We start from the raw sequence: 10975 nt of genomic DNA on the forward strand, positions 1-10975 counted from the left end.
GCCGACCCCCCGATGGTTACCACTTATTACTTAGATGGCGACAGCGTGATGTTGACTCATTATTGCATGGCAAATAATCAGCCGCGCATGAAAGCCGGAGCGCAGCATGGTAAGGCGATTGAATTCCGTTTTGTGGATGCCACAAATCTGAAATCTGCTGACGCCGGACATATGCATGGAATGACCTTCACGGTTGAGGATGAAAATCATATCTCACAGGCGTGGACCTGGAGTGATCAAGGAAAAACGGAAACTCATTCATTCAAGTTAGAACGAGTGAAATGATCCATGACTTCTGTAAACCTGGATGTGACTTTTGCGGCCCTCTCCGATCCGACGCGAAGAGCGATTCTGAATCATCTTTCGAGCAAGGAAGCTTCCGTTCAGGAGCTTGCTGAGCCGTTTCGAATATCACTTCCGGCAATTTCCAAACACTTGCGTGTGCTGGAGAATGCGAATCTGATCGCGCGAAAGAGAATGGGGCGTATTCACCGGATCCGCCTGAACGCAGCTCCGCTGCAGGACGCCTCCGACTGGATCGAGCGCTACCGGATTTTCTGGCAACAGGGGCTGGACCGTTTGGAAAACTTCTTGAAGGAACAGGAGAAACAATGGAATCAGAAACAGTCTTACAAATCAAAAGAAGCTTCTCCGCGACGCCGGAAAAAGTCTTCCACGCATGGACGCAAAAAGAGCAGTTCAGCCAGTGGTTCGCGCCGAGTAAAGAATTCAAAACGATAGTCCACCATCTGGATGTTCGACCGGGCGGACAGTATCGCGTGGAGATGCAGGCTCCCGATGGAAAAGTGCACATCGTGCAGGGCACCTATCGTGAAGTGGTTCCGGCGCAAAAACTCGTTTTCAGCTGGAAATGGGAAACGGAACCCCAACATGGCGAAACGGAAGTGACTCTTGAATTCAGCCGTGGGGAGAAAGGGACCGAGCTTTCTTTGACCCATCGCCATTTTCCGAATTCCAACGCGCGGGATGAACATAATAAAGGGTGGGGTGGCTGCCTGAATCGTTTGGAAGAGTTTGTCGCCAGCTAAATAAGCAAGTGAAGCAGTGAGCTTTCCAGATCAGGATAAGCGAAGGTATAGCCTGATGCGATTAGTTTTGCGGGTTGCATCCGGAAACTGCAAAACAGAAGAGCGTCCGCCATTTCACCAAAAGCTGCGCGCGCTGCGAACGCGGGCACCGGGAAAATCGCAGGACGTTTCAGTACGCGCGCAAGAGTCTGTGTAAACACGGCATTCGTTACAGGATTCGGCGTAGACGTATTAACAGGACCCTCCAGCGCATCATTATTTACGCAGTGTTCAATTACACCGACTACATCGTCCAGATCAATCCAGCTCCAGTACTGTTTGCCGGATCCGATTCTGCCGCCGGCTCCCAGTTTGAAGGGAGTGATCATTTTGGGTAAAGCCCCTCCTTTCTGGCTGAGGATGATGCCGAATCGCGTATTCACCACGCGGATTCCCTTGTCCGCTGCGCTTTGGGTGGCTGCTTCCCACTCCTTGCAGACGTCCGGCAAGAATCCGGTTCCGGGAGGGCTTTCCTCCCGTAAAATTTCATCTCCGCGATCGCCGTAGTAACCGCTGGCAGACGCACAAACAAATACTTTCGGAGGAGAATTCAATGAAGCAATTGCGTCTGATAAATGTCGGGTTCCCAACACGCGGCTTTCCCGGATTGCTCTTTTCTTTTCTTCGTTCCATCGTCCTTCAGCAATACTTTCTCCGGCAAGATGGATAACCGCATCGAATCCTTCGAGGACTGAGCGATCGGCAAACGGCTGTTTCGGATCCCAAACAATGCCGTCCTGTTTTGAAGATCGAACCAGTCTGAAGACTTGATGACCATCGGAAATCAGATTAAATACAAGGGCGGATCCGACAAGACCGGATGAGCCGCTGATAATGATTTTCATGGTTTTATCGTAGCCGTTACTTCCCCGTTCCTTGCTTCCGTTTTGCTGGATGGGTAGAATAACACATTTGCGAAACCTTCCATGAGCGAATTGGCCAAACTCAGGATCAACCGGGAATCTACGACCACAGAGTCCAGTGGGAGTGGTCTGAAAAAACTCCTATGGCTGCTGATTCTGCCGGTTCTGGCGATTGCTGTGTACTTGCTTTATCAAGGGCCACTTAAACCCGCTAAAGAGGTCAAGGTTACGACCGTAATTGTGAGTAATCCTTCGCAAGCAAGTTCTGTGTTGAACGCGAGCGGTTATGTGGTGGCTCAGCGGAAAGCCGAGGTCGCTTCTAAAGGAACCGGCAAACTGGAAAGTTTGGTTGTAGAGGAAGGGACTAGAGTGAAGAAAGGGCAGGTGCTCGGAAGACTCGAAAGCCGGGACATGGATGCTGCGCTTTCGCAGGCGAAAGCAGATTTGCAGGTGGAGATCGCCTCTTTAGGAGAATCGAAATCTAATTTTCAACGAAAGAAAATGCTTGTGGATCAGAAACTGGTAGCGGAAAGCGAATTTGATTTAGCCGATGCACAGTACAAACGCGCAATTGCAAATGTCGAATCAGCTCGAGCGCACGTTAGGGCAGCGCAAGTGGAAGTCGAAAACACGTACATTCGCGCGCCTTTTGACGGAACCGTGCTCACGAAGAATGCCGATGTGGGCGAGATAGTTGCTCCTTTCGGTTCCGCAGGAAACTCAAAAGGATCAGTCGTTTCGATGGCAGACATGACATCTTTGCAGGTGGAAGCGGATGTTTCAGAATCGAATCTCGGGCGTGTAAAGGTCGGGCAGCCATGCGAGATTACTCTGGATGCTTTCCCCGAAAAACGTTATCGCGGTATTGTTCATATGATCGTTCCAACAGCAGACCGCGCAAAAGCCACCGTTCTTACAAAAGTGCGTTTCGTAGACAAAGATGAACAGGTACTTCCGGAGATGAGCGCGAAAGTTGCATTTCTAACAGAGGAACTTTCAGAGACTCAGATCAAAGAAAAGCCGAAAATCCTTGTTGATCCGGCTGCGGTCGTAGAGCGGCAGAACTCCAAGGTCGTCTTTCTCGTAAAAGGAGAAGAGGTGGTCGAGAAAACCGTGAAAGTCGATAAGATGGTGGGCAACGCATTGGAAGTTTTGGATGGTATCGCCCCGGGCGATCAGGTTGTGCTGAATCCTGACGGCGAGTTAAAAAACGGTACAAAAATAAAAGTGGTTAGCTGAGGTAGAAAATGGCCGGGATTGTTGAAGTTCAAAACGTTTATAAAGCGTACAGAAGGGAGAATATTGAAATTCCCGTTTTGGAAGACATAACGATATCCATTCCGGAAGGGGAGTTCGTTGCGTTGATGGGACCTTCCGGATCCGGTAAGACAACGCTACTGAATCTGATTGCAGGGATCGATCGGCCCACGCGCGGGAGCATTCAAGTGGCTGGCGACGAAGTGAGCAAGCTCAGTGAAAGTCAGCTCGCAAAATGGAGAGCGCGTCACATTGGAATGATTTTTCAGTTTTACAACTTGATGCCTGTGCTCACGGCGTTCGAGAATGTTGAATTGCCCTTATTGCTTACGAAATTATCGAAGAAAGAACGCAAGGATCATGTGGATACCGCTTTAAAAATCGTCGGCCTGTCGGATCGCGTGAAGCATTATCCCAGACAGCTTTCCGGCGGTCAGCAGCAGCGCGTTGCGATTGCGCGTGCCGTTGTTGCCGATCCAACGATTCTGCTTGCAGATGAGCCGACCGGAGATCTGGATCGAAAATCTGCGGCTGAAGTCCTGAGTTTGATGGAGCAGTTGAATCGTGATTTCAAAAAGACGATCATCATGGTGACTCACGATCCGCATGCCGCTGAAAAAGCGCATGTAATCCGGCAACTGGATAAAGGCGAGCTGCAATGAAATTCTTCCGGCTCATTTTTCGCAATGCGCTGCGGCATAAGTTGCGGACTTTCCTGACCGTTTTCGGGATCGCGATTGCCATTCTTGCATTCGCGCTGTTGAGAATGGTTGTGGGCGCGTTCTACGCCGGCCTGGATGCTTCTGCAGCCGATCGCCTGATCACCCGGCACGCCGTCTCCTTTGTGTTTTCGCTGCCCAAAACCTACATGGAAAAAATCAGGAATGTGCCGGGAGTTGCGGATGTTACTTATGCCGTCTGGTTCCAGGGGATTTATAAGGATCCAAACAAATTTGAAAATTTTTTCCCGCGAATGGCGATCCATTCTGACAATTTCTTCAAGATTTATCCCGAGTTCCAGGTTTCTCCTGAGCAATTCGAAGCGTACCGGAAGGAAAGGAATGCAGTGGTCATCGGGCAAGAAACAGCGCGGAAGCACAATCTCAAACTGGGTGATACGATCCCGATCAGAGGTGATATCTATCCGGGTGAGTGGTCGTTTGTTGTTCGCGGCATCTACAAAGGACGCGATCGCACTTCCGACCAGACCATCATGTATTTTGATTGGGAGTACCTCAACGAATACCTCTTGAAGACTTTTCCGCAAAGAGCGGGACGGATCGGATGGTACGTGGTGAAGGTTCAAAACATGAATCAAAGCGCGCAGGTGTCTGAAAGAGTGGATGCGTTGTTCAAAAACTCTCCTGCCGAAACCAAAACGGAGACCGAGAAAGCCTTTAACCAGAGCTTTATTTCCATGTACAGCGCCATCATTACTGCAATGAATTTTATTTCTTTCGTGATTGTGGGAATCATTCTTCTGGTTCTGGCGAACACGATTGCGATGACGGCACGCGAGCGCACAACCGAATACGCGGTCCTGAAAACACTCGGTTTTACCGGCGCGCATCTGTCCGGATTGATTTCCGGAGAAGCATTGCTGATTTCGCTGCTGGGGGGTGCAATCGGACTTGGGCTCTCTATTCCTGCGGCGAACGGGTTTCAGAATGCGTTTCCCACTATTTTTCCTATTATGCCGGATCCAACCTGGACTCTTATCTGGGGCGCGCTGGCGGCTCTGTGCGTGGGTTTGCTTGCGGCGCTGTTTCCCATGTTACGGGTTTCAAAAATGCGGATCGTGGATGGTCTGCGACACATTGATTAATTATGGCAATACCTATTAGTTACAGTTACCGGAATCTTTGGACGCGCAAATTAACCACCTTGTTGACTTTGCTAGGTATTGCGCTGGTGGTGTTCGTTTTTGCTGCCGTTTTGATGCTCGATTATGGCTTGAAGCAGACCCTGGTTTCGACCGGTTCTGACGATAACGTGGTTGTGCTTCGCAAAGCCGCATCGTCCGATGTTTTGAGCATCCTCGACCGTGATTCTGCGCGATTGATCCAGCAATTTCCTGAGGTTGCCCGCACCGGTGATGGGAAACCCATCACTTCCACCGATATGGTTGTGATCATCAATCTATTGAAATACGGAACCAATGATATGGGAAATGTCATTGTGCGGGGCGTTTCGCCGGAGACGGCGCTTGCATTGCGCCGCCAGGTCAAGATTACGCAAGGACGTATTTTTGAATCGGGGAAAACAGAAATCATCGTGGGACGCTCCATTGCAAAACGGTTCCAGGGAACTTCTGTGGGGCAGAGAATTAAATTTGGTTCGCGTGAATGGCACGTTGTCGGTATTTTTGACGCGGAGAAGTCCGGATTTGAATCGGAAATCTGGGGAGACGTCGAGCAAATGATGGCCGCGTTCAATCGGGAAGCATATAACATCATTACAGTCAGGCTGACGAATCCAACTCAGACCGCAGGATTGAAGACTCGTTTTGAAAGCGAGCCGCGGCTGAAAGGATTTGAGTTCAAGCAGGAAAAGGAGTATTTCGCTCAACAGGCGCAGGGACTTGGAACATTCTTGAAGGCTCTGGGGATGGTAATCACAATCATTTTCAGCTTCGGCGCAATGATCGGAGCAATGATTACGATGTATGCCGCCGTTTCCAATCGGACCGTGGAAATTGGAACGCTGCGATCACTCGGTTTCAAAAGAAGAAGCGTCCTGACAGCATTTTTGATCGAAGCCTTGTTCATCGCACTTCTTGGAGGAGCACTCGGCTTGTTCCTCGCTTCCTTCCTGCAATATCTGACGATTTCTACAATCAACTTCGCAACTTTTTCGGAACTCGCATTCGGATTTGAGCTCAATCCCGGTATCGTGCTTTCTTCCTTTGTTTTCGCCGCAGTAATGGGAATCATAGGCGGATTCTTTCCCGCCGTTCGCGCAGCTCGACTGCAGATTGTCAGCGCTCTTCGCGCTGAATAAATTCGCAAATTGCGAATAAATTCCAAATGACAAATCCGAAAATCCAATTATCCAATTAAGAACCAAATTCCAAGTTTCACAAACTCCCCGCCAGCTGGTTTGAGACTTTGAAATTGGAGATTGAGTATTATTTGGAATTTACCAGCTGGACTCTTCGATGTGTAAATCTCTGAGAACGTCGCTGGTCGTTAGCCGGAAGCCTTCCCACCAGTAATCTCTGGCGCGGTCGGTCCATTTTCGATTCCGGAACCATTCGTACCCGTATTTGCTTTGCAGATGTTTTCTGACGTTTTGTGAATGACGAAGGGCGTTGCAGCGATAAACCGATTCTGTAGAATGACACAATTCGTACGCTGCAAGAAAGAGTGGAGGTTCTACCGGGTAGGCAAGATCCCACAAATTCGTGTAATGACTCTGCACGTTTTTCCAATCGGTTAGTGCGCGGTTCCTGTAAATAGAGAGAGCAACGTCATGTCGAAACCAGCATTCCATGACGAAATTTGTATCTTCAGCAATCGCTTCTGCTTTGAGTCCGAGGAACTTTTTTACTGCCGCTGCATCCGCTAGCAGAGATGCGAACAAATATCCCCAGAACCAGGGAAGGGACGGATCTCCACAAATCCTTTCTTCAACCGGAAGCTCGGGGTTCATTCCCGCATAAAAACTTCCTTTTCCAAACTCCACGAGGAAACGCATCGCATCCAACGGTCCGGAGGCCGAGCCATATTCGAGCACCAATCTCCACGGTGGCTGGATTGGGAAAAGAAATTGAATCGCCGCAGTTTCGGCTCGTTGCAGCACCGGTGTTTTAGCGATCCCACAGTCGCTCGAAATGCTTTTTGCAAGAGCAGGAAGATCACTCCAATCAGCGACTGTTTTCCAATTTTCGAGCTGTAAGTAACGAAGCAGCTCCAGGTAATCTTTCGCCGGAGTTTTTGAGCGGAACTGCCATGTGAATAATTCACGGGTTGCCTGCAAGTGACTCTCCTCCTGTTCCTGGATTTGCATTCGTTGCGCATATGCTTTTTGAAAGTCTGAATGAGCCGCTTCAAATTCGATCATGGAACGCGCCCAGTCGGAGAGAATGGGCTCCCATTTATCATTCCACTTTTGAAATTCGTTCCAGAGCTCCAGTGATCTTTCTTCGGAAGAATTTCTTATAAAGAAAAAAGCAAACTCCGGAAGAACATCGCCGGACAGCTTTTCAGATAAGCTTTTGCGGTAATCGTTCCAGATTTCACGGAATTGAAATTCCGGCAATAATTGCAAGATGGCGCGTGCCACATCCAGGTACGCGCCCCGCTTCTCCCGCTCCCAGGCGGTGATTAAATCGGTTACCATTCCTTCGGAGATGTAATCGATAAATTCACCAAAAGGGTCCGGATATTTTTCCGGAAACCATTTCTTGCGGTGATACTCTTCGAACAGCTCTCGAAACTTTGGTGTCAACATATCCGGATTTTAGTATGTTATATTTTAGCCCTTAACAATGAACAGCTATTTGAAGGATTTGCAATGTTCGCGTTGTGAGACGCGATATTCATCGGAAAAGGTTCAGAATTTATGCGCCTGCGGAGCGCCGCTTCTTGCGCGTTATGATCTTCCGGAAATCGCGCGTGTGGTCTCGCGAGACGATTTCAGTTTTCGTACACACAGCCTCTGGCGATACAAGGAATTACTGCCTGTGAGAAATCCGGAAAACATGGTGACCCTTTCCGAAGGTTTTACACCCGTTTTGCCGAGTCTATGGCTGGGACATTCGATCGGCCTTGAGGAGCTCCACTTTAAGGACGAATCTTTGAATCCGACCGGTTCTTTCAAAGCGCGCGGACTGGCTCTGGCCGTCAGCAAGGCGAAGGAACTTGGTGTTCGCGAGATCGCGTTGCCAACAGCAGGAAATGCCGGTGGCGCCGCTGCAGCTTACGCGGCGAGAGCCGGGTTGAAATGTCATGTGTTCATGCCGCAGGATACTCCACCGATTTTTGCAAGAGAGTGCGAAGCATACGGAGCAGTTGTTCGAATGGTGGAGGGTTTCATCACGACAGCGGGAAACCTGATGATGGCCGAGTTGAAAGAGAAAGGGTGGTTCAACGTATCCACGTTACGTGAACCTTACCGCGTCGAAGGAAAGAAGACCATTTTGTATGAGCTTGCCCAACAGTTTTCCTGGAATCTTCCGGACGTGATGTTATTTCCTACGGGTGGAGGCACCGGTATCGTGGGTGCATGGAAGGCAATTCATGAACTGCGGGAGCTTGGCTGGATTTCAAGATCCAAAATTCCTCGCTTGATTGCCGTCCAGGCAAGCGGGTGTGCCCCGATCGTGAAGGCATATGAACAGGGGTTGGACCATGCGCCGGAAGTAGAGGAGCCTTTTACATTTGCATCCGGCCTTCGAGTTCCGAAAGCAGTTGGCGATTTTTTGGTTCTTCGCGCGGTTCGAGAATCAAAAGGAACGGCCATAGCTGTTACGGATGAAGCGATCGAAAAAGCCTGGAAGGAACTCGCCCAAGAGGAAGGAATGTTCGTTGCTCCCGAGGCTGCCGCTGCATGGGCAGCACTGCAGGAGCTGGTTGCGCGCGAGGTTGTTCAAAAAAATGAAAGGGTTGTAATCTTGATTACAGGTTCCGGTTTAAAGTACGCTATATGAGGGTTCAAAAGTTGAAAGGTTCAAAGGCGACAACTCTTGAGCCTTTGAGCCCTGAATGGGCGGTTAGCTCAGCTGGGAGAGCGCCTCGTTCGCAACGAGGAGGTCGCCAGTTCGAATCTGGTACCGTCCATTGAGGGGATTTGATGGCATTTTTAGGCGGTAGCGCCTACAACATGGCTCGAGATGTGTGCGAAGGCTACATCTTGCTGAACACGACTTTGCTTCGACGGATGGCTCCGGAGGAGTTGAAGCAGCTTCGATTTGAGTTGGAAAGATTCCTGACTGGCATTCGTGGTGATCAACCTTCCCTCGATGATATGATGGCAATCCAGACACGAAATCGAAAGATTTCTCGCCTCAACTCCGCGGTTTTTATGATCAACAGTCAGTTGCAATCTCGATAGACGCTGTCGGAAAAAACTGCCACAATACTCAAATCAAAATGAGTCTCTCCGGAAATCTCAATACAATGTCCTTCGGGGATCTCTTACAGTTTATTTCCGCCAATCAGAGCACCGGAACACTCCAAATACGACGCGTTCAAATTTTGAAGATGATTTTTTTTGAAAAAGGACGAATCATCTCCTCTTCTTCTTCCGATCCAAAGGACTATCTTGGCCATTTTCTCGTCAGTCAGGGGATCATTACTGAGGAGGAGCTCCGGATAGCGATGGAAATTCAGCGCTCGAGCAAGATGATGCTCGGGAAAATCCTGGTGATGGGAGGCAAGGTCAAAGAAGAGGACATGGTGCGATTCCTCCAGATGAAGACCGAGGAGACGATCTACACGTTGTTTCTCTGGGATGAAGGCGAGTTCACGTTTTATGCCGATGAATTTATCAACCGTATTTTTGTGCGAATCTCACTCGATCCTCAATCCATGATTTTTGAAGGGGTTCTTAGAAGAGATGAGTGGGAGAGGATGCGAAAATCGTTTCCTACAAATAATATAGTCCTTGAGCGGGTGCCGGATGTGGAACTGGCGTTGGACGAAACGGATCCCCAGACAAGATTGATCTACGCGCAGGTCGATGGAAGGCGAACCATTGAAGATATTGCCACGGCGGTTCATGGTGTCGAGTACACGGTTTGCCGTGTCCTGTTTGCATTATTCGAAGCCGGTTATTTGCAGGTTGTGAAAGTCGCGGAAGCACACGTGGAATCGCGACTGCGTGGAGGGGATCACTCGATGACTCAGCTTCTGTCGGAAGCGAAACAGAAATTGTTGAAGGGACGCTCAGAAGAAGCGCTCGACCTCTTACGTGAAATCGAACCGCAATCCGGAGAATATCTGTCTGAAGTGATTCCCCTGATTGACCGCGCTGAAAAGGACACAATCCGTGATTTGTACAGTCATCATTTGCAGCCCGACAAGATTCCTCACGTGATCATTCCTTTTGAAGAGTTGGGAACCGTTCAGTTAACTCCACAAGAAGGATTCATCTTGAGCAGACTGGATGGAATCTGGGATGTCAGATCGATCGTTTCAATCACACCCATGAAAGAAGTCGAAGCTCTCCGTCTCCTCAAACGATTGATCGATCGCGGTATCGTGGAACTGAAGGAGTGAAACTCTACTAATAAATTTCGCCTCTCGAAGATATCAAGATACCGGTCTCGGCACTCAGTGTATAGGAAATCCCACCATTACCACTCCATGTATCCAGATCAAACGTCCCACCCGGTCCGATTCGATAAACAGAAATGTTTCTGTAAGTCAACGGCGTCTTAGGCTGGCATACTTCCGGCGGCCCAGGAGTACGAAGGAAATACACGTAAGGTGTCCTATGATTCGCATGGCTAAAAACTTCTGCAGTGCCATCAACGGGATTCAAATGCAAAGCTGTTTCACGATCGGCAGCAACTGCTTTACCTTGCGACGTCCAGCCATCTTTTACGAGCCGGGCAAGAAACGCAACTGTGCGACCCATTCGATCGCGCTCTTCCAAATGTTGATCTGTGATAATGCCGCTCAATTTCGGCAATGAAAGAAAATCTCGATCCAAGGTGAGGTCGCGGTGGAATGGATTCGACAGTCCTTCCTCAGAGGTTAGGCTGCTGGAGCTCAGAGCTGCATAAACGAATTCGCTCATAATGGCCATTCCGGCGCTGGTTCC

12 protein-coding genes, 1 tRNA gene and 1 pseudogene are annotated in these 10975 nt (G+C 49.4%); 11 read left to right on the forward strand and 3 right to left on the reverse strand.

What is annotated here, in order from left to right; genetic code table 11:
* From L0156_12755 to L0156_12765, 3 genes and pseudogenes are all read left to right on the forward strand, one after another.
* A partial coding sequence (locus L0156_12755) for a hypothetical protein (GenBank protein MCI0603870.1) occupies positions 1-285 on the forward strand: 285 nt, incomplete at its 5' end.
* A 3-nt stretch (positions 286-288) separates the two neighbouring features.
* A pseudogene (locus L0156_12760) lies at positions 289-612 on the forward strand (metalloregulator ArsR/SmtB family transcription factor).
* Positions 612-1049 (forward strand): SRPBCC domain-containing protein, encoded by a 438-nt coding sequence (locus tag L0156_12765; GenBank protein MCI0603871.1) that lies wholly within the window; start codon positions 612-614, stop codon positions 1047-1049. Before L0156_12760 ends, L0156_12765 begins: the two are co-directional and overlap by 1 nt.
* Here L0156_12765 and L0156_12770 read toward each other — a convergent pair.
* Positions 1046-1933 (reverse strand): TIGR01777 family oxidoreductase, encoded by an 888-nt coding sequence (locus L0156_12770; GenBank protein ID MCI0603872.1) that lies wholly within the window; start codon positions 1931-1933, stop codon positions 1046-1048. The two genes, L0156_12765 and L0156_12770, sit on opposite strands and share 4 nt — an antisense overlap.
* Positions 1934-2014: 81 nt before the next feature.
* Here L0156_12770 and L0156_12775 point away from each other — a divergent pair, with 81 nt between their 5' ends.
* Genes L0156_12775 through L0156_12790 form a run of 4 tightly spaced genes read left to right on the forward strand, consistent with a single transcriptional unit; the run spans position 2015 to position 6208 of the window.
* Positions 2015-3190: an efflux RND transporter periplasmic adaptor subunit gene (locus L0156_12775; protein ID MCI0603873.1), complete on the forward strand. Its 1176-nt coding sequence runs from the start codon at positions 2015-2017 to the stop codon at positions 3188-3190.
* Positions 3191-3198: 8 nt separating this feature from the next.
* Positions 3199-3870, forward strand: a complete 672-nt coding sequence (locus L0156_12780) for an ABC transporter ATP-binding protein (GenBank protein ID MCI0603874.1) — start codon at positions 3199-3201, stop codon at positions 3868-3870.
* Positions 3867-5033: an ABC transporter permease gene (locus tag L0156_12785; GenBank protein MCI0603875.1), complete on the forward strand. Its 1167-nt coding sequence runs from the start codon at positions 3867-3869 to the stop codon at positions 5031-5033. The genes L0156_12780 and L0156_12785 overlap by 4 nt, the downstream gene beginning before the upstream one ends.
* A gap of 2 nt (positions 5034-5035) precedes the next feature.
* Entirely contained in the window at positions 5036-6208 is a 1173-nt protein-coding gene (locus L0156_12790) for an ABC transporter permease (protein MCI0603876.1), read from the forward strand.
* Between the two features lie 138 nt (positions 6209-6346).
* Here the strand turns inward: L0156_12790 and L0156_12795 are convergent, their stop codons facing one another.
* Positions 6347-7660: a hypothetical protein gene (locus L0156_12795; GenBank protein MCI0603877.1), complete on the reverse strand. Its 1314-nt coding sequence runs from the start codon at positions 7658-7660 to the stop codon at positions 6347-6349.
* Positions 7661-7697: 37 nt separating this feature from the next.
* Between L0156_12795 and L0156_12800 the strand changes: the two genes are divergently transcribed.
* The 4 genes from L0156_12800 (at position 7698) to L0156_12815 (ending at position 10428) form a co-directional block, all read left to right on the forward strand.
* Positions 7698-8858 (forward strand): threonine synthase, encoded by a 1161-nt coding sequence (locus L0156_12800; GenBank protein MCI0603878.1) that lies wholly within the window; start codon positions 7698-7700, stop codon positions 8856-8858.
* Positions 8859-8915: 57 nt separating this feature from the next.
* A tRNA-Ala gene (locus L0156_12805) sits at positions 8916-8988 on the forward strand.
* A gap of 13 nt (positions 8989-9001) precedes the next feature.
* Entirely contained in the window at positions 9002-9262 is a 261-nt protein-coding gene (locus L0156_12810) for a hypothetical protein (protein MCI0603879.1), read from the forward strand.
* A gap of 65 nt (positions 9263-9327) precedes the next feature.
* Entirely contained in the window at positions 9328-10428 is a 1101-nt protein-coding gene (locus tag L0156_12815; GenBank protein MCI0603880.1) for a DUF4388 domain-containing protein, read from the forward strand.
* Positions 10429-10435: 7 nt separating this feature from the next.
* On the opposite strand, the gene L0156_12820 is transcribed toward L0156_12815, so the two are convergent.
* Positions 10436-10975, reverse strand: a 540-nt coding sequence (locus L0156_12820) for a hypothetical protein (protein MCI0603881.1), incomplete at its 5' end; no start/stop codon positions are given.

The sequence above is a fragment of the bacterium genome (assembly GCA_022616075.1).
In the GTDB taxonomy this organism is placed as follows: domain Bacteria; phylum Acidobacteriota; class HRBIN11; order JAKEFK01; family JAKEFK01; genus JAKEFK01.

What these genes read in the sequence shown, in the direction of transcription:
- L0156_12765 (MCI0603871.1), top strand. Translation starts at nt 612, where the DNA reads ATGGAATCAGAAACAGTCTTACAAATCAAAAGAAGCTTCTCCGCGACG.
- L0156_12770 (MCI0603872.1), bottom strand. Translation starts at nt 1,933, where the DNA reads ATGAAAATCATTATCAGCGGCTCATCCGGTCTTGTCGGATCCGCCCTT.
- L0156_12775 (MCI0603873.1), top strand. Translation starts at nt 2,015, where the DNA reads ATGAGCGAATTGGCCAAACTCAGGATCAACCGGGAATCTACGACCACA.
- L0156_12780 (MCI0603874.1), top strand. Translation starts at nt 3,199, where the DNA reads ATGGCCGGGATTGTTGAAGTTCAAAACGTTTATAAAGCGTACAGAAGG.
- L0156_12785 (MCI0603875.1), top strand. Translation starts at nt 3,867, where the DNA reads ATGAAATTCTTCCGGCTCATTTTTCGCAATGCGCTGCGGCATAAGTTG.
- L0156_12790 (MCI0603876.1), top strand. Translation starts at nt 5,036, where the DNA reads ATGGCAATACCTATTAGTTACAGTTACCGGAATCTTTGGACGCGCAAA.
- L0156_12795 (MCI0603877.1), bottom strand. Translation starts at nt 7,660, where the DNA reads ATGTTGACACCAAAGTTTCGAGAGCTGTTCGAAGAGTATCACCGCAAG.
- L0156_12800 (MCI0603878.1), top strand. Translation starts at nt 7,698, where the DNA reads ATGAACAGCTATTTGAAGGATTTGCAATGTTCGCGTTGTGAGACGCGA.
- L0156_12810 (MCI0603879.1), top strand. Translation starts at nt 9,002, where the DNA reads ATGGCATTTTTAGGCGGTAGCGCCTACAACATGGCTCGAGATGTGTGC.
- L0156_12815 (MCI0603880.1), top strand. Translation starts at nt 9,328, where the DNA reads ATGTCCTTCGGGGATCTCTTACAGTTTATTTCCGCCAATCAGAGCACC.